The organism is Nocardia sp. NPDC049737, assembly GCF_040674755.1.
In the GTDB taxonomy this organism is placed as follows: domain Bacteria; phylum Actinomycetota; class Actinomycetes; order Mycobacteriales; family Mycobacteriaceae; genus Nocardia.
On sequence record NZ_JBFANH010000014.1, the window covers coordinates 15,624 to 33,127 of the forward strand.

Here is a 17,504-nt window from a genome sequence, read left to right on the forward strand (position 1 = left end):
CATCTACTCTGCGCTCAGGTCAGGTCGGCGTTTCCGTCGATCACCTTCAGGTGGTAGTGGAATTTGTCGACCCGCCAGCCTGCGGCGGTGCGGTCGGCGCCGATGCTGTAGCTGCCGACGAAGGTACGCGTCTTGCCTTGGGACGCATCATTTTTCACGTGCACCGCGATGGCGTCGGCGTGGACTTCAGCGTGGTCGCCTTGCAGGTCGACCAGGTAGTTGCCCGCCTGGTGATGAAGACCGTCGAGGTCGGCCAGGCCCGTGCGCCAATCGCCGACGATGTCGGCCGCGGGTCGCACCGCCACCTCGCCACCGAAGCCACCATCGAAGTCGACCTTCGGCGTAAACACCTCCGCGAGCAGGTCATCCCAGCGCTTCTGATCGGTGTAGACGAACATCCTGGTGACGACGTCGATGATCGCGAGTCGGTCGGCAACGGAGGAGATTTCACTCATGCGGCCAACCTTAATGGCGGGCAGGGGTGGACGCCGACTGGTCAGTCGCTATCGAGCGTCGTAGTCGTCGCTGATTGCGTGGCCGCGGGGTCGTAGGCTGGACGGGTCATGAAGCGTGCGAATCCTGATTCCTGCCCTGGTGTGCTGCGGCTGCATCAGGCGGCCGACGGGCCGTTGGCTCGGATTCGGCTGCCCGGTGGGCGGCTGGAGCCGGGGCAGTTGCAGGTTTTGGCCGAGGCAGCCGTCGAGCTCGGCGATGGGAATATCGAGCTGACCTCACGGGGCAATGTGCAGGTGCGGCAGGTGCGTGATGCGGCCGTGCTGAGTGAGCGGTTGGCGAGTGCCGGGCTGTTGCCGAGCGATACGCATGAGCGGGTGCGCAATATTGTCGCGTCACCACTGTCGGGGCGGATCGGGGGCTGGGCGGATGTACATGCGCTCGTTCCGGCGCTCGACACGGGTTTGCGCGCCGCACTGCGGTTGGCCGAACTGCCCGGCCGCGTACTGTTCACCCTCGACGACGGTCGCGGCGACATCAGCGGCCTCGGTGGCGACATCGGCGTACATGCCACCGCCGCCGACGAATTCGCGCTCGTGCTGGCCGGTAGTGATTCCGGAATCCGAGTATCCACGGCCGACGCGGTCCAGGTAATGCTGGCCGCAGCGCACGCCTTCCTCGAGCTCGGCTCGGGTCAATGGCGGCTGCACGAAGTCGACGACGGTGTGCGGCGGATGATCGAAATCCTCGGCCTGCCCCCCGGACCCGACCGCCTGGAATTCGGGGTCTCCCATGACATTCCGATCGGCTGGCTCGACCAGGACAATGGTCTGGTCAGCCTCGGCGCGGCCGTTCGCCTCGGCTCCCTGCCCGCCCGCATCGCCGAATTCATTGCCGCCGTCGAACGCCCCATCTTCATCACCCCCTGGCGCGGCCTGGTGATCACCGATCTGGCGGAATGGCCCGCCGAACAGGTCGTTCGCGTACTGGCCCCCATGGGCCTGATCTTCGACGCCAATTCCCCCTGGCTCCAGGTCAGCGCCTGCGCAGGCCAACCCGGCTGCGCAAAAGCGCTCACCGACGTCCGCGCGGACGCCGCCGCCGCCGTCGAATCCGGTCGCGTACTGCTCCCCACAAACCAGCCCGGCGCAGAGAGCAATTCCAGCGACGTGGCAGATCTCGGCGCGACCATCGAAGTCCACAGCGCCGACGACGTCACGGTCGCAGGCCGCCAACACTGGTCCGGCTGCGACCGCCGCTGCGGCCGCCCCCGCGGCCCGGTCACCGATATCGTCGCTACCGAAAACGGTTACCGCATCGGCTGACATCCGCCCAGCAAACAACCCACCAGGCACCACATAATCTGGTTCTTCGGCACGGCCCGTGGCACGGTGAGGTCAGCTGATGGCCCGTGGTAAGGAGGGTTCCGGTGGCGCTGGGTGATGCGGAGATCGACGCTATGTCGGCGCAGGAGCGGCGGGAGTTGATTCGACGGTTGCAGTTGCCGCCGGAGCGGGCATTGCCTCGGCCGGAGATTGTGCGGCTTCATCGACGGGTGCGGTTGACGCTGATGGTGGGTGGGTCCATCGCGTTGATTCCGTGGATCGGGTATCTCGCGGTGTCGCTGCCGCCCGATTATCAGGCCCGCAATTGGACCCTGACCTGGGTCGGGTTCGACATCCTGCTGGTCATCATGATGGCGACGACCGCCTACCTGGGCTGGCAGCGCAAGCAACTGCTCATCCTGCCCGCATTCGGCACCGGTCTGTTGCTTCTCGTGGATGCCTGGTTCGACATCACGACCGCCAACCCTCGCGACGTCTGGTTCTCCGTCGCAATCGCCTGCTTCGGCGAAATCCCCCTCGCCGTGCTACAGATCACCGGCGCACTGCTGCTGTTCAAATTCGTCGCCGAAGTCCATCCGTTGGCCGAACCGGGCGTCAGCGGTTGGCGCACCAAACTCCCGTTCTGACAGCGATGCTCGCGCGTTACGAAGCAACTGCGGTCGGCGCACTCCGCGGGTCCTCGTGTATATCCAACGTGCAGCACTTCACTCCACCACCGGCCTTCAACAACTCCGACAGATCGACGCCAACCGGGTTGTACCCCTGCACACGCAACTCCGAAGCCAGGTTGTCGGCACGACTGCTGATGAAGACATTCAGCCCGTCGGAGACACCGTTGAGCCCCAGAACCACGGCGTCGGCATCGGTTGCGAGGATGGCGTCCGGGTAGAGCTCGGCCAGTATCGCCTGACTGGCAGCAGTGAAGGCGGGCGCGAAGTACGCGACATTCGTGTCATCGAGGACCATCAGCGCTGTATCCAGGTGATAGAAGCGCGGATCGATCAGTTCGAGCGAAACCACCGGCAGATCGAAGTACCGCTCGACCTCACGGTGCGCGGCAATCGAACTCCGGAACCCGGTCGCGGCCAGCATGCGCTCACCGACCAGCAGGAAGTCACCTTCGCCCTCATTGATTTCCTGCGCCCCGACCAACTCCACTAGCCCCTGCTGCGCGAACCAGCGGTGATACGCCGGACCTTCCGCGGCCCGCTCGGCATGCGTAAACCGCGCCGACATCGCCCGATCACCCACGATCAGCCCGCTATTCGCGGCGAAAACCATATCGGGCAGACCGGGCTCGCCTGGCACCACGTCGATGCGATGGCCGTAGTGCTCGAACGTCGCGCGCAATGTCTCCCACTGCGACAGCGCCAGCACCCGGTCGACGGGTTCCTGCGGATTCATCCACGGATTGATCGAGTAGCAGACATCGAAGTGATCCGGGCGGCACATCACGAACTGACGTGGCTGTCCCTGTCGAGCGACCTGCGAGCAGTCGCTAGCGGAGGGCCGCCGCACGGGCTCGAAACGGAGGGTGGCTACAGAGGTCAACGTGTCTCCCGGAGGTAGGCGCGGGTTATTCCGCTGACACGAAGGTAATTCGCCTAGTATTGCGCCAGAAACAATGATTCATTGCGCATGATCGGTGGAATTCGGCGAATCATTGCGTCGATCGGAAGTGGGTGTGGCGTGGATGACATCGACCGGCAGATTTTGGCGCACCTGCTCAAATCGGCGCGCGCCTCGTTCCAGGAGATCGGCGCGAAGGTCGGATTGTCCGCGCCCGCAGTGAAGCGCCGCGTCGACAAGATGGTCGCCAGCCGCCAGATCACCGGCTTCACCGCGCTGGTCAACCCCGCCGCCCTCGGTTGGACCACCGAGGCCTACGTCGAGGTCTACTACCGCGACAACATCACCCCCGCCGAACTCCGCCGCAGCCTCGAACCGATCCCTCAGGTAGTCGGCGTCTGGACCATCGCGGGCGAAGCCGACGCCCTGGTCCACGTCATGGCAACGGACATGGCCGAAATCGAATCCACCGTAGAACGCATCCGCGAAAACACCCGAGTCGGCCGCACCCGCAGCTCCATAGTCATGTCCCGAATCCTCGAACGCCCGCGCACCTGATCCGCCGGGAATGCATTCATGCAGGGACTCTCGACGTTTGCCGTCACCGTCGCATTCTCGACCCGCGCCGAGTCGAGGGAAGGAGTGCTCATATGGTGGGGGGCATGTCCGATGTTTACGTCACTGATGGGGCCGAGATTTATCGGCGGTCGTTTGCGATGATTCGGGCGGAGACGGATCTGAGTGGGTTTCCGCAGGATGTGGCGCAGGTTGTGGTGCGGATGATCCATGGGTGCGGGCAGGTGGATCTGGCGGGGGACGTGGCGTTTTCGCCCGGCGTGGTGGCGGCTGCGCGGGGGGCGCTGCGGGCGGGGGCTCCTATTCTTTGTGATGCGCAGATGGTCGCGTCCGGTGTGACGCGCAAGCGGTTGCCTGCCGACAATGACGTGATCTGCACTCTCGCCGACCCACGGGTACCGGAACTGGCTGCGGCAATGGGCAATACGCGGTCGGCCGCGGCGCTGGAGTTGTGGCGCGATCGCCTCGAGGACGCGGTGGTCGCCATCGGGAACGCACCGACCGCGCTGTTCCATCTGCTCGACATGATCGATGCGGGTGCGCCGCGACCAGCCGCCATCCTCGGCATTCCGGTCGGCTTCGTCGGTGCTGCCGAATCCAAGGACGCGCTGATCGAATTCGGCGGGGTCGAATATCTGACGGTGCGTGGGCGGCGCGGTGGCAGCGCCATTACCGCGTCGGCACTGAACGCGATTGCGAGCGAACAGGAATGAGCAACGGCAAGTTGTGGGGCGTCGGACTCGGCCCCGGTGACCCGGAGCTGGTGACGGTGAAGGCGGCGCGGGTAATCGCCGAAGCCGATGTCATCGCCTTCCACAGCGCACGCCACGGCCGCAGCATCTCGCGTGGCATCGCCGCGCCGTACATGCGCGCGGACCAACTCGAAGAACACCTGATCTATCCCGTGACCACCGAGACGACCGACCACCCCGGCGGCTATCAGGGCGCCATCGACGAGTTCTATGAACGGGCCGCCGAACGCCTCGCCACCCACCTGGCGGCGGGCCGGTCCGTCGCGCTGCTCGCCGCGGGTGATCCGCTGTTCTACAGCTCATACATGCATATGCACCGTCGCTTGGCCGACCGGTTCGAAGCCGAGATCATCCCCGGCATCACCTCGGTGAGCGCGGCCTCGGCCGCCCTCGGCACCCCCCTCGTCGAGGGCGAGCAGGTGTTGACCGTCCTGCCGGGCACCATGCCCACCGAAGAACTCACCCGACGCCTCCGCGATACCGACGCCGCCGCCATCATGAAGCTCGGCCGCACCTATCCCGGTGTGCGCCAAGCTCTCTCGGATTCCGGCCGCCTCGCCGACGCCTACTACATCGAACGCGCGAGCAGTACCCGTCAACGCGTACTCGCCGCCGACGATGTCGACGATGCGGATGTACCGTATTTCGCGATCACCCTCGTTCCCGGCCCACGGCCGACAACCCCACTGCCCCTTGCGCATTCGGTGCGCGGGCAGTCGCAAACCATCGGCGCGGCCACCGACCTTCTCGGCACCGCGGCAGTCTCGCCCGAAGCTGTGGACAGCGAATCCCGCACTGCCCGGACCGTTCCTTCCGACAGCTCTCGGGTCGAGGAAACCTCGAGCCATTTCAGTGGTTCTACCGGTGAAGTCGTCGTGGTCGGGCTCGGCCCGGGCTCACCCGACTGGACCACGCCCGAAGTCGAACGCGCACTCGCGGACGCCACCGATCTGGTCGGCTACACGACCTACATCAATCGGGTGCCGTCGCGTCCCGGGCAGCGCAGGCATGCCAGCGACAACCGGGTCGAATCCGAACGTGCCGCCATGGCATTGGACCTGGCAAAGCACGGGGCCAAGGTCGTCGTCGTCTCCTCGGGTGATCCCGGGGTTTTCGCCATGGCGGCCGCGGTACTCGAGGAATCCGCCGATCCGCAGTGGCAAGGGGTGCCGGTGCGGGTACTGCCCGGACTCACCGCGGCCAATGCCGTGGCCAGTCGGGTCGGCGCGCCGCTCGGCCACGATTACGCGATGATTTCGCTCTCGGATCGACTCAAGCCGTGGGAGGTTGTCGCGCAACGACTTTCCGCGGTCGCCGCGGCCGATATGGCGATCGCGATCTACAATCCGGCCTCCAGTCAGCGCATGTGGCAGGTCGCGGCGATGCGTGACGTGCTGCTCGAACACCGCAAGCCCGACACCCCCGTGGTGCTCGGTCGCGATGTCGGCGGACCCACCGAATCCGTCCGTGTGGTCACCCTCGCCGAGTTGGATCCGGCCGAGGTCGATATGCGCACATTGCTGATCGTCGGCGCCTCCACCACTGCCGTCGTCGAGTCCGACCAGGGCACCAGGGTCTACACCTCGCGTCGCTACCAACGCTGACTCGATTCCGCAAGAAACCGCGCACATTCCGACACGGGTCCGGCCACGCTGAAGTATGAACAACAGCGGGCCGGACAGGACCGCGACAACCCGGAAAGGCAATCCGAATGCGCAAGCTGAAGCTCCAAGTCCAGACCACCATCGACGGCTACATGTCCGGCCCGAACGGCGAGATGGACTGGATGACCTTCCAGTGGTCCGATGACCTCGCCGCCCGCGTCACCGCCATCACCGCCGAATTCGACACGATCGTCCTCGGCCGCAAACTCGCCGAGGGCTTCATCCCGCATTGGGCCTCCAAGCCCGAACACGAGCCCCAGGCGGCCATCGACAAGATGAACAACACGCCCAAGGTCGTGATCTCCGACAGCCTCACCGAATCGCCCTGGGAGAACACCGTCGTCGCGGGCGGCGACCTCGCCGAGACCATCAACCACCTCAAGGCCCAGGCGGGTGGCGACCTCATCGTCTACGGCGGTGCCACCCTCGTCGCGAATCTGATCGCCGAGGACCTCATCGACGACCTGCATCTGTTCGTCAGTCCGACCGCGATCGGCGCGGGCCTGCCGGTCTTCCGCGGCACCACCCGACTCGACCTGGTCTGCGCCACCGGATTCGAATGCGGCGTGACCGAACTGCACTACCGGCCGAAGAGCGCCTGACCGCAGCCTCGTCGGGGATGTGTATCGGCATCCCCGACGGTTCTCAGGTGCGGTAATTTCGAACGACGAGTGCCAGACATCCTGCCGCACCCACAACGGCGGCCGCGAACATTGTCGGGTATCCCAGGCCGAAAGACTCGTGTAGGAATGCCAGCAGCGCGGGAACGCCGAAGCCGAGGTAGCTCACCGAATAGAACACCGCGGTCAGTCCGGCGAGGTCGTTGGGACGGGCGATGCGTTCGATCTCCTGTAGTCCAGCGACAAGCCCGATTCCATATCCAGCACCGAGCACGACAGCGGTAACGATTGTGAACACAAGGGCCGACGCACCCGAAGCCCATGCGGCCGAGATCATTCCACACACGACCAACACCAGCGCCACAACAGCGGCACGGGCAGTGCCCGGTCGATCGATCCGTCGTGCCAGCGACTGGATCGCGAAACCACAGCCCAACGTGATCACCGTGATCAATGCCGAAAACGCGATGGGCGCACCGTGCACCTTCGGCGCCATCAGAGTCGGCAGCACCGCGTAAGCCGTTGCCGCAGAAGTGAACAACCACAGCGCGACCGGCAGCGCGACATACCGGAACCTGCGGTGCGCGGCCGCCGGAACCTTCAGCTCATTGATCAATCGGCCCGAATTCAGCTGCGGCGATAGAGTTTCCGGTGCGCGAGCCACCCATACGACCGCAATCAGACACAGCATCACATTGATCAGATACGCCAACGTATTCGGCAGCGGCGCCCACTGCGCGAGAACACCGGCCACTCCGGCACCGACGGCGAACCCACCGGTCAGGCTCATCGCCGAACGTCGCGCCCCGGTCCCCGCGGGCAACTTCGGCCCGAACGGCGGCTGCGAAAGTTCCTTCAGCCAACTACTTCCCACTGCCATCGCCAACCCCAGCGCCACTCCGCACAGCACCCGCCCGGCCGATAACGACGGCACCGATGCCGATCCGAAGGCCAGCAGCAAAGAACCGGCCGCACCGACCAATGGCGCCGGGCGAAGCAGCATGCGGCGGCCGTAACGGTCCGAGAGCGGTCCGCCGATCAGTAAGGCGGGCACGATGCCGAGCACGTAGCAGAACAGCAGCAGGTCGACCGTGGTGACCGGCACTCCGTTGCCCTTGTACAGCACCAGCAGCGGCGTGAATTCGTTTCCACCCCAGGCGATCGCGAACATCGCGGCCGCGACGCCCCACCAATGCCGCGCACTCTGCCGTAGCCCCGACGGCCGAGTGTCGATGGCGAGGAGCGTTGCCATTAAAGGCCTCTCATTTCCAGCTGGTGCACGCCGGACATGTGGTCGACGAGCGCGGTGGCGAATCCGGCCGCGTCGCCGGTTTCGATCAGATCGACCAGACGCGTGTGCTGTTCGACAATGCGGGCGGTATCGGTCGAACCCCGATGCAGCGCAGCGCTGTTCATGCGACGCTGCCGCTCCCGCAGTGAGTCGTAGAACCCGGTGAGCAACGGATTGCCCGCGGCGACGACATAGCTGCGGTGAAAGTCGGTGTCCGCCACCGCGAATCGATCGAAGTCGGCGGCGACGGCCAGCTCGCGCTGCCGGTCCAGCGAGGCGTGCAGTTCGGCGATCAGCGCGGACCGCTCCTCCGCAACCACCGCCCGGACCGCTCCGGTCTCTACGACATAGCGAGCGTGCACGACGTGTTCGGCCTCGGCCGGTGGAATCGGCACCACCAGCGCGCCCCGCTTGGGATACAAGCGCATCCACCCCTCGACCTCGAGCCGTAGGAATGCCTCCCGCACCGGAGTCCGCGACATGCCGAGGTCGGTGGCGATCTCGCCTTCGCTGATCAGCTCCCCACCGGGCAACGCGCCGGTCAGGATGCGTTCCTTGACCTCGCGATAGGCGAGTTCCGCGGATGAATACGTCTTAGACACAAGTTGAATCTTAGCGACACGTCACCAGGTCCCCGACAAGGCCATGGGTGGAGCGTCGTATAACATTCCACTATGGAACGTTGAGAGCGAAGGGAGCAGTCCGTTGGCGAACACCTCGACACAACGCAAAACGCTGAATTCCACGGCGGCCTCGCTGCTCGGATTTCTGCACGATGGTCCGATGTCGGGCTGGGATCTGGTGACTCAGGCCCAGGACCGGATCGGCGACTTCTGGACCGTTACCCAAAGCCAGGTCTACCGGGAACTGGCCGCCATGGACGCGGCCGGACTCGTCGCAAAGGGTGAGGCCGGTGCGCGCGACCGCACGCCGTATCAGATCACCGACGCCGGTCACGAAGCGTTCCTGGAATGGATCGCCCGCGATCCGGGCGCCGAGACCATTCGGGTGCCGCTGCTACTGACCTTGTCCTTCGGGGAGCACGTCGATCCCGCGCATCTCGATCGAATCATCGGTGCCAACAAGGAGATTCACCAGCAGCGCCTCGACCGCTACCTCACCGAAGAGCACACGGACATGCCCCCCTATCAACGCGCCACTCTGGAATTCGGCATCGGCTACGAGCGCACCGTACTCGCCTGGTTCGACCGCCTACCGGAACTGCTCGGCCGTTGAATCAGCGGGATGCGATAGCCCGCAACCACGTCCACGCCGCGTCGACGGTTTCCACGACTACCGCGCCCGGCGGCAGCTCGGGGCGGTCGACGACGACCACGGGAAGGCCCGCCGAGCGCGCGGCGTCGAGTTTGGCGGCGGTCTGATCGCCGCCACTGTCCTTGGTGACCAGCACGTCGATCCCGTGTCGCGCCATCAGACGCTGCTCATCCGCAGGTGAGAAAGGCCCTCGCGCGAGGAGCAATTCGTGGTGCGGCGGCAGCGCGCCGGTGGGCGGATCGATGGCACGGATCAGAAACCACTGCCGCGTCAGGCCCGCGAAGGCCGCGACACCTTGGCGGCCGATCGTCAGGAAGACGCGCTCGCCCAGCTGCGCCACCTCCTGCACTGCCGCATCGAGATCGGGCACCCGAATCCACCGATCACCGGGCTGTTCGGACCATCCCGGCCGGCGCACATGCAGTATCGGTAGTCCGAGATCCGCTGCGGCACCAGCCGCATTCGCACTGATCGTGCCCGCAAACGGATGTGTGGCATCGATGACGCCGGCGATCTCGTTATCCACCAACCACTTCCGCAGACCCTCGCCGCCACCGAAGCCGCCGATCCGAACCGGACCCTCCGGCAGCAGTGGGTCGCGAACACGACCGGCGAGCGAGGAGATGATATCGAATCCTCGCTCGCCGGAAGCGATATGGGCGATTTCCCTGGCTTCCCGGGTGCCGCCCAGAATCAGAGTTTTCAGGGCTGCCCGCTGAAGTAGGCGATGCCCGCATTGATCAGATTCGGACCACCCGCGATGAGCAGGCCGATCAGCGCACCCACCGGCAGACCGATGCCGAAGAAGAAGAATCCGATGATGGCGCCGATCAGCGCACCGAGCGAGGCGCGCTGCAGTTCGCTGAAGAACCACTCCTGTGAGGAGATGGCCTCTGCGCTGATCGCGGCGGTCGACTCGACCTGCGGGGTCAGCGTCAGCTTCTGACCCGCGGGGTCGATGGTTGCCGCGATCGGGATCAGCTGGTCGCCGACCTGCGCGCGCAGCGGAATCGAGGTGATGACCGCGCCTTCGGTGTTCTTCACCGTGACGTACTTCTGGTCGGCATCAAGGCTGAACGCACCGCCGGTGACGGCCGCTACAATCGACTTGTCGACCAGCTGCACCGCGTAGTTCACGCCATGATCCTCACCCTGCACGGCCGGCACGGCCTGGTTCTGCACGGCCGGCGCGGGTGCCACCGGAACGGCGCCGGATGTACCCGCCGCAATACCGGTGGCCGCAACGGCCATCATCGCGGTGGCGGCAAACTTCTTGTACTGCATAAATCTCCCCAATAGGACAGGAATCCGGCGATAACGTCCGGATCTCGGGCACCGACCCTACCGCTGGAGCGAGTCCGATTCACCCGCAAAGCGAGGTTTCAGACAGAGCCGCCTTTCACAACTGCCCATTGGGTGACGGGCAATTGCGGCCGCCAGGTGGTGAACTTGCCGAGGGCTTCGGCCCGGTAAATCTGAAACTTCCGCAGTTCACCGCCGTGCGCGACGACCCAATTCAGTAGCATTGCTTCGGATTCCGCCGTCACGGCATTCGCCACCAAACGGCCACCCTGGCGTAGATGCGACCAACATGTCTCGATTACGCCATCTTGAGTGAGCCCGCCACCGATAAATATTGCGTCGGGAGGCGCAGATTCGGTAGATTTTCCGATATCGGTGAGTATCTCTCCACGCACACCGATATATGGAACACCAAGGGCGGCGGCGTTGTCGGCGATCTGCCGCCGCCGGTGTTCGAGCCGCTCGAAGCTCACCGCCCGACAGCTAGGATGCGTGCGGCACCATTCGATCGCGATACTGCCCGACCCCCCGCCGACATCCCACAGCAACTCCCCGGGCGCGGGTGCAAGCGCGGCCAGTGTCAACGCCCTGACCTCGGATTTGGTGAGTTGACCGGCACCGCCGAAAAGCTCGTCCGCCAGTCCGGGCACGCGCGTCGCGCGCAGGTGTTTCGGATCGGCGACGCAGTCGATCGCGACGATATTGAGCGGATCACCGACGGCAAGCTCCCACCCTGCCGCGCGATCGCGCACCACCCGTTCGCGCGGGCCGCCCAACTGCTCGAGCACGGTCAACGTCGATTCCCCGAACCCACTGTCCCGCAACAGCTCCGCGAGCTGTCGCGGTGTGCGCTCGTCCGCGCTCAGCACCAGGACCCGCCGCCGGTCCGCCAACTCGGGCAACACCGTCTCCACCGGCCGCGCCACCGCACTCACCACCGGAGTTTCCGCCAACGCCCACCCCAGCCGCGCACATGCCAGCGATGCCGATGACGCCTGCGGAAATACCCGCAGGTGGTCCGCCCCGAACAGCCGCACCAATGTCACCCCGATGCCGTAGAACATCGGATCCCCGCTGGCCAGCACGCATATCTGCCGACCGGTCCGGTCTGCGAACAAAGCGGGCAGTGCGGGGACCAAAGGGGAAGGCCACTCCCGCCGCGCCACCGTAACGTCCTGCGGAATCAACTCGAGTTGCCGCGCCGAACCGAATACCACCCCGGCGTCGGAGACCGCTTCGCGCGCGGCCTCGCCGAGCCCGCTCCACCCGTCGGCGCCGATACCGACTACGGCGATCGGCGGCCCATTCCACACTGCCGTCACCGCGGCATCCGACGCCAGATGGGTTGGGGCAGTAGGTGGATCGCGAAGATGACCGGACGCAGGATGCCGGGAACCCAGACCCGACCGACACGGCGCCGCAGACCACGCACGACCGCATCCGCCACCTGATCGGGGGTGCTCGACATCGGGGCCGGGTCCATGCCGTCGGTCATCCGGCCGATCACGAACCCGCAACGCAGCAGCAGCAGATGAACACCGCTGCCGTGCAACGCATCCGCGAGACCGCTGGCGAATCCGTCGAGCCCCGCCTTCGCCGAACCGTAGACGTAATTGGCCCGACGCACGCGCGCGCCCGCGAACGAGCTGAAGACGACGAGCTGCCCGCTGCCCTGTGTGCGAAGCAGATTCGCGAGAACGGTGAGCACGCTGATCTGCGCGACGTAATCGGTGTGCACCACCGCGATCGCATGCGCCGGATCGCGTTCGGCCCGCGCCTGATCCCCGAGCACCCCGAACGCGACCACGGCGACCCCGATCCCCCCGTATTCGGCCGCGATCTTCTCCAGCAGAGCGGGATGACCGGCCGTATCGTCCGCATCGAATTCGACGGTATGCACTGCCGTCGCCCCTGCCGCTGACACCGCGGCACTCTCCTGCGCCAACTCCCCGCTGCGTCGCGCCGCGAGTATCACCACTCGCCCCGGCGCCAGCCGCAGCGCCACCTCGAGCCCGATCTCACTGCGGCCCCCGAGTACCAGCACCGGCCCCTCGGCAATTCCACGCGATCCCATGCCGCCAGTCTCGCACCCCACCCCGATATGCCGATCCGGCAGGTCAGACGATCTCGAGCTGGTAGGACGCCTCGACCCAGAAGCCGCCCGGCTCGTATTCACCGCCGAAGGTCAGGATGTAGTCGCCGCGGAGCAGGTCGTCCAGCCGGCACCAGAGTCCCCAGGCCGTCGCCTTGAAACTGCCGGTTACCTGGAACGGGCCACCGGCTGCCGCGTTGACGCGGAATGCCGTGCGGTTGGTCACTTCCCGCAGCGGCAATTCGACACCGTTGAGCTCAGCGTGACCGCTCGCCGTCGGGGCCACCGGCGGGCGGCTGCCGAATTGGAAAAACGACCTTTCGACCTTCTGGAACATGTTGAAGGCGGGAAAGAAGATCGGGCGACCATAGGGCACGGAGCAGCTTCGGCTGACCTTGCCGCCGAACGTTCCGGCGAGGAACCAGACATCGTCGGGCTGACCTTCGGCCGCGCAGGCTCCGGTCTCGTCGCAAACCGGATTCTTGGCGATCGGAATCGACATGGCCCACTGCCACCATCGGGCGGCCAACTGGATATCCGCGCTCTGCATCCCTGAACCCCTCGATTGTCGAACTCGGGGTCAGAATATCCGAGCACGCACGGAACACCGAACTGACCAGTTGGTACCGCAAATGCCGACTCGGTATGTGCCGATGCCGGGCGGCCCGCATACCGCTACGGTCAGGGGATGCCGACCAGCACAGCACAGCTGTCCACTGCCGCACTCGAATTCGTCGCCGAGCGCCACCTCGCGACGCTGACCACCCTGCGCGCCGATGGCACGCCCCATGTGGTCGCGGTGGGTTTCACCTGGGATCCGGAAGCCGGGATCGCGCGAGTGATCACCAACGACGGCTCGGTGAAGGTACGCAACGTGCGGCGCTCCGGCTACGCGGCGGTAAGCCAGGTGGACGGTATCCGTTGGATCACCCTGGAAGGCCCGGCCACAGTGCTCGACGATCCGGCCAACGTCGCAGAAGCTGTCGACCGTTATGCGGGCCGCTACCGAGTCCCCCGCGAGAACCCGACCCGCGTCGTCATCGCCATCCAGGTCCAGCGCGTACTCTCCAGCAGCACCCTCGCCCCCACCCCAGCCTGAGCGCGCGGCCGTCGCCGACTAGCCGGAGCCGTTGTGCCCCGGTGTATTTCGCCGTTCCCTCGGCTCACGCGCCCTGGCCGACTGCCACCGCCACCAAGCCGAGGCGTGGTAGACCGACGCCTCGTGACAATCAGTCCCAGTCAACTCTGAGGCGCCTCAGAGAACCGTCAACTCATGGGGCCGCTGGTTCATCGACTCGCAGCCGTCCTCGGTGACCACGACGATGTCCTCGATGCGTGCGCCCCAATCGCCGCGGAAGTAGATCCCCGGCTCGATGCTGAAAGCCATGCCGGGTTCCAGGACCAGACTGTTGCCTTCGACGATGTAGGGCTCCTCATGGACCGACAGGCCGATGCCGTGGCCGGTGCGGTGGACAAAGGCGGGGCCTAACCCGGCTTCGGTCAACAGGTTTCGGGCTGCGGCGTCGACGGATTCGGCGGTGACACCGGGACGGACGGCGGCGACCGCGGCGGCTTGGGCGCGCTCCAGTTCCCCGAATTGCGTGGCAACGGTCGGCGTGGGTTCTCCTAGGACGTAGGTCCGAGTCGAGTCCGAGTAGTAGCCGGGGTCGACCGGCCCGCCGATATCGATTACCACCACATCTCCGGCCGCGATGCGACGGTCGGAGACGCCGTGGTGCGGGTCGGCACCGTGTGGCCCGCTACCGACGATGACGAAAGCGGCCTCGGTATGCCCCTCCTCGACGATCGCCGCCGCGATATCCGCGCCGACCTCGGCCTCGGTGCGCCCGACCTGCAGGAACTCTCCCATCCGCGCATGCACCCGGTCGATGGCCGCACCCGCGCGGCGCAGTGCCTCGATTTCGGCCTGGTCCTTGATCATTCGTAGTTCCCGCAGCACCGGCGTGGCCGAGGCGGGCAGTCCACTGACGGATTCGGCCAACGGCAGCAGATGCAGTGCGGGCATGACATCGGTGACCGCGACCCGGGACCCGACGTGCAGCGACGACTTCACGAGCTGATAGGGGTCGACGCCGTCGACCCAGTCCAGCACCTGCAGACCGAGTTCACCCGCCGCCGAACCTTCCAGCGAAGCCAACTCGAGCTTCGGAATCACCACCGACGGGGTGGCGCCATCGGCCGTGATGACTAAACAGGTCAGTCGCTCGAAGGATTCCGCCGCCGAGCCGATGAGGTAGCGCAGATCCGGCCCCGGCGTAATCAATAGTGCATCCAGATGAGCGGCGCGCATCAATTGCACCGCTCGTTCGAGTCGATCACCGTAGACATCCGCCGCGAATCGGGACTCCGTGTGCGAGCTCATACCGCCCGACGTTACCCGCCGCCGACATCGAGCCGAATGCGAATACCGATCACCCGAGGTTGTCATCGCGTACAGGTAGCCTCAGCGGCGTGAACACTGCGACTTCCGGTGGGCCCCTGCTCTTGCTCGATGGCGCGAGCCTGTGGTTCCGCGCGTTCCACGCGATTCCGGAGAAGATCACCGCACCCGACGGCCGATCGGTGAACGCGCTGCGCGGCTTCACCGATATGGTCGCCTCGCTCATCACCAAACACAAGCCGAGCCGACTGGTCGTCTGCCTGGACCTGGAATGGCGTCCCACATTCCGGGTGGCGCTGGTGCCGACCTACAAGACCCACCGACTCGACACCGCCGCCGATGCGGCACCCGGCGCCGAGGACGTGCCGGACACCCTGACCCCGCAGGTAGAGATGATCCTCGAGGTGCTCGCCGCGGCGGGCATCGCCACCGGCGGCGCGGTCGGACTCGAGGCCGACGACGTGCTGGGTACCCTGGCCACCGCCGAGCGCACCGATCCGGTGGTGGTCGTCAGCGGCGACCGTGACCTGCTCCAACTGGTCCGCGACGCTCCGGCGCCGCCGGTGCGCGTGCTCTACGCCGGTCGCGGCCTGGCCAAGGCCGAATTGTTCGGCCCAGCCGAGGTATCCGCGAAATACGGTGTGCCGCTGGAGAATGCCGGTCCGGCCTATGCGGATATGGCGACCCTGCGCGGTGACTCCTCCGATGGCCTGCCCGGCGTCGCCGGTATCGGTGAGAAGTCTGCCGCGATGCTCATCTCCCGCTTCGGCTCGCTCGACGCGCTCACCGCGGCCGTTGACGACCCCGCCGCCGACCTGGCCCAGGGCATTCGCGCCAAACTCCGCGCCGCCGAGACCTACCTCGAAGCCGCCGCCCCGGTCACCCGCGTGGTCTGCGACGCCGATGTGGAATTGTCCCGCCCCGATACTCTCCCCACGACCCCCGTCGACCCGGACCGGCTCCGTGAACTGGCCACCGCCTATAACGCGGAGAGCCCGATAACCCGCCTGGTCACAGCGCTGACCGCTGCGCATTCGGCGTAGCCGCCTGGCCACGCACAAGATCGGGGACCTCGCATACCCAGTAATGGCCTCGCAGAGGTTGTGCAGTTTGTGCGAGGCACTCACTACCGCTGCGCCACCACAGCAATGTCCATTCCGAGCAGCCCGACGACCGCGCATTCCGCAAGAGCCGGGAACTAGGCACCCGGCACCGCCATGCTCGACTCAACAGTTGGGCCTACCCCGAGCAGAACCTAGGCACCGTACCCACCTCGACACGTCTACCTACGACGAGCAGCGGGGCCGCCCCACCGACACCCGCTCGCCAATCTCGACCGCAGAACCGTCAGTTCGGGCGGCCGACCTCGTAGGTCCCGTCGTCCTTGGTGATCTTGACGGTGACCTTCTTCTGCTCACCGCTCACCTTCAGGTCACAGCTGAAGGTCGCGTCGACCTTGACCTGCTGGCCGGAGGGGCAGGAGACATCGGCGACGTCCTGGATTCCGTAGGAATCCGAGAGCACCTTCTTGACGCCGTCCTGAACGGCGGCTTGGTCGAGCTCATCCTTGCTGGTCAGCACGAGCACCAGCACCACGATGGCGCCGATGACGGCAAGCGCGAGCACACCTAGGCCGATGAACAGGCCCTTGCTCTTGCCGCCGCTGCTCGGCTGCGGGGTCTGCTGCTGCCACGGCTGCTGCTGGCCCTGCTGCCAGGGCTGTTGCCCCTGCTGCGCGGACCAGTCCTGCTGGGTCGGCTGCTGCCCCCACTGCGGCTGACTCGGCTGACTGGGCTGAGGCTGGCCCCACTGCGGCTGGCTCGGCTGACTCTGCGGGTTGGGCTGACCCCACTGCGGCTGACTGGGCTGACTCTGCGGATTCGGCTGACCCCACTGCGGCTGCTGCGCGTTCGGATCGCCCCACTGCTGGGTCGGCTGCGACTGCGGGGTACCACCCCACTGCTGAGTCGGCCCGGCTGCACCGGGTGCCTGCTGTCCGCCCCACTGCTGGGTGGGATCGTTGCGTCCCTCCCCGGGACCAGGGGCGTCGTTCGGTCCGTACGGGCCGCTCATCTGGTTGCCTCCACTCGCATCGTTATACACACGGTAGCCCCCCGCGTGAGACTCGTCGCACAACAGGACCGATCCGGTATGAGGTGCGAT

20 protein-coding genes are annotated in these 17,504 nt (G+C 66.1%); 9 read left to right on the forward strand and 11 right to left on the reverse strand.

From position 1 onward, the window contains the following. Positions 1–14 precede the first annotated feature (14 nt). Positions 15–455: a nuclear transport factor 2 family protein gene (locus AB0J47_RS19705; protein WP_364347415.1), complete on the reverse strand. Its 441-nt coding sequence runs from the start codon at positions 453–455 to the stop codon at positions 15–17. A gap of 108 nt (positions 456–563) precedes the next feature. Here AB0J47_RS19705 and cobG point away from each other — a divergent pair, with 108 nt between their 5' ends. After that, positions 564–1,778, forward strand: coding sequence for a precorrin-3B synthase (gene cobG / locus AB0J47_RS19710; RefSeq protein ID WP_364347418.1), 1,215 nt, complete (start codon positions 564–566; stop codon positions 1,776–1,778). Positions 1,779–1,882: 104 nt separating this feature from the next. Continuing rightward, on the forward strand, positions 1,883–2,425 hold the full coding sequence (locus tag AB0J47_RS19715; RefSeq protein ID WP_364347421.1) for a hypothetical protein: 543 nt from the start codon (positions 1,883–1,885) through the stop codon (positions 2,423–2,425). Between the two features lie 16 nt (positions 2,426–2,441). Here AB0J47_RS19715 and ddaH read toward each other — a convergent pair whose 3' ends face one another. Next, entirely contained in the window at positions 2,442–3,350 is a 909-nt protein-coding gene (gene ddaH / locus AB0J47_RS19720) for a dimethylargininase (RefSeq protein WP_364347424.1), read from the reverse strand. Positions 3,351–3,488: 138 nt separating this feature from the next. On the opposite strand from ddaH, the gene AB0J47_RS19725 reads away from it, so the two are divergent. The 4 genes from AB0J47_RS19725 to AB0J47_RS19740 all read left to right on the forward strand — a co-directional run bounded on the left by AB0J47_RS19725 (position 3,489) and on the right by AB0J47_RS19740 (position 6,962). Next, on the forward strand, positions 3,489–3,926 hold the full coding sequence (locus AB0J47_RS19725) for an Lrp/AsnC family transcriptional regulator (protein WP_040691444.1): 438 nt from the start codon (positions 3,489–3,491) through the stop codon (positions 3,924–3,926). A gap of 104 nt (positions 3,927–4,030) precedes the next feature. Beyond that, positions 4,031–4,657, forward strand: coding sequence for a precorrin-8X methylmutase (locus AB0J47_RS19730; RefSeq protein ID WP_364347428.1), 627 nt, complete (start codon positions 4,031–4,033; stop codon positions 4,655–4,657). Further along, positions 4,654–6,300 carry a precorrin-3B C(17)-methyltransferase gene (cobJ, locus tag AB0J47_RS19735; RefSeq protein WP_364347432.1) on the forward strand — a complete coding sequence of 549 codons (1,647 nt, stop codon included), beginning with the start codon at positions 4,654–4,656 and terminating at the stop codon, positions 6,298–6,300. The genes AB0J47_RS19730 and cobJ overlap by 4 nt, the downstream gene beginning before the upstream one ends. A 107-nt stretch (positions 6,301–6,407) precedes the next feature. Then, entirely contained in the window at positions 6,408–6,962 is a 555-nt protein-coding gene (locus AB0J47_RS19740) for a dihydrofolate reductase family protein (RefSeq protein ID WP_364347435.1), read from the forward strand. Positions 6,963–7,005: 43 nt separating this feature from the next. On the opposite strand, the gene AB0J47_RS19745 is transcribed toward AB0J47_RS19740, so the two are convergent. Continuing rightward, positions 7,006–8,232 (reverse strand): MFS transporter, encoded by a 1,227-nt coding sequence (locus AB0J47_RS19745; protein ID WP_364347438.1) that lies wholly within the window; start codon positions 8,230–8,232, stop codon positions 7,006–7,008. After that, on the reverse strand, positions 8,232–8,873 hold the full coding sequence (locus AB0J47_RS19750; protein ID WP_364347441.1) for a GntR family transcriptional regulator: 642 nt from the start codon (positions 8,871–8,873) through the stop codon (positions 8,232–8,234). Before AB0J47_RS19750 ends, AB0J47_RS19745 begins: the two co-directional genes overlap by 1 nt. A 103-nt stretch (positions 8,874–8,976) precedes the next feature. On the opposite strand from AB0J47_RS19750, the gene AB0J47_RS19755 reads away from it, so the two are divergent. After that, positions 8,977–9,507: a PadR family transcriptional regulator gene (locus AB0J47_RS19755; RefSeq protein ID WP_364347444.1), complete on the forward strand. Its 531-nt coding sequence runs from the start codon at positions 8,977–8,979 to the stop codon at positions 9,505–9,507. A gap of 1 nt (position 9,508) precedes the next feature. On the opposite strand, the gene AB0J47_RS19760 is transcribed toward AB0J47_RS19755, so the two are convergent. From AB0J47_RS19760 to AB0J47_RS19780, 5 genes are all read right to left on the reverse strand, one after another. Further along, complete coding sequence (locus tag AB0J47_RS19760) at positions 9,509–10,252, reverse strand: cobalt-precorrin-6A reductase (RefSeq protein ID WP_364347882.1); 744 nt, start codon at positions 10,250–10,252, stop codon at positions 9,509–9,511. After that, the gene (locus tag AB0J47_RS19765) at positions 10,249–10,830 is read right to left on the reverse strand and encodes a hypothetical protein (protein WP_364347447.1); all 582 of its coding nucleotides are present in this window, start codon (positions 10,828–10,830) and stop codon (positions 10,249–10,251) included. The genes AB0J47_RS19760 and AB0J47_RS19765 overlap by 4 nt, the downstream gene beginning before the upstream one ends. Before the next feature lie 98 nt (positions 10,831–10,928). Further along, positions 10,929–12,170 (reverse strand): precorrin-6y C5,15-methyltransferase (decarboxylating) subunit CbiE, encoded by a 1,242-nt coding sequence (cbiE, locus tag AB0J47_RS19770; protein ID WP_364347450.1) that lies wholly within the window; start codon positions 12,168–12,170, stop codon positions 10,929–10,931. Further along, on the reverse strand, positions 12,167–12,922 hold the full coding sequence (locus AB0J47_RS19775) for an SDR family NAD(P)-dependent oxidoreductase (protein WP_364347453.1): 756 nt from the start codon (positions 12,920–12,922) through the stop codon (positions 12,167–12,169). Before AB0J47_RS19775 ends, cbiE begins: the two co-directional genes overlap by 4 nt. Positions 12,923–12,965: 43 nt before the next feature. Beyond that, positions 12,966–13,490 (reverse strand): hypothetical protein, encoded by a 525-nt coding sequence (locus AB0J47_RS19780; RefSeq protein ID WP_364347456.1) that lies wholly within the window; start codon positions 13,488–13,490, stop codon positions 12,966–12,968. 138 nt (positions 13,491–13,628) lie between these two features. Between AB0J47_RS19780 and AB0J47_RS19785 the strand changes: the two genes are divergently transcribed. Further along, positions 13,629–14,039, forward strand: a complete 411-nt coding sequence (locus AB0J47_RS19785) for a PPOX class F420-dependent oxidoreductase (protein ID WP_364347459.1) — start codon at positions 13,629–13,631, stop codon at positions 14,037–14,039. Positions 14,040–14,195: 156 nt separating this feature from the next. On the opposite strand, the gene AB0J47_RS19790 is transcribed toward AB0J47_RS19785, so the two are convergent. Next, positions 14,196–15,323, reverse strand: a complete 1,128-nt coding sequence (locus AB0J47_RS19790) for a Xaa-Pro peptidase family protein (protein ID WP_364347462.1) — start codon at positions 15,321–15,323, stop codon at positions 14,196–14,198. 89 nt (positions 15,324–15,412) lie between these two features. Here AB0J47_RS19790 and AB0J47_RS19795 point away from each other — a divergent pair, with 89 nt between their 5' ends. After that, positions 15,413–16,384 (forward strand): 5'-3' exonuclease, encoded by a 972-nt coding sequence (locus AB0J47_RS19795; protein ID WP_364347465.1) that lies wholly within the window; start codon positions 15,413–15,415, stop codon positions 16,382–16,384. 304 nt (positions 16,385–16,688) lie between these two features. Here the strand turns inward: AB0J47_RS19795 and AB0J47_RS19800 are convergent, their stop codons facing one another. Then, a complete protein-coding gene (locus AB0J47_RS19800) occupies positions 16,689–17,414 on the reverse strand; it encodes a DUF4333 domain-containing protein (protein ID WP_364347468.1) in 726 nt (241 codons plus the stop codon). Positions 17,415–17,504 lie beyond the last annotated feature (90 nt).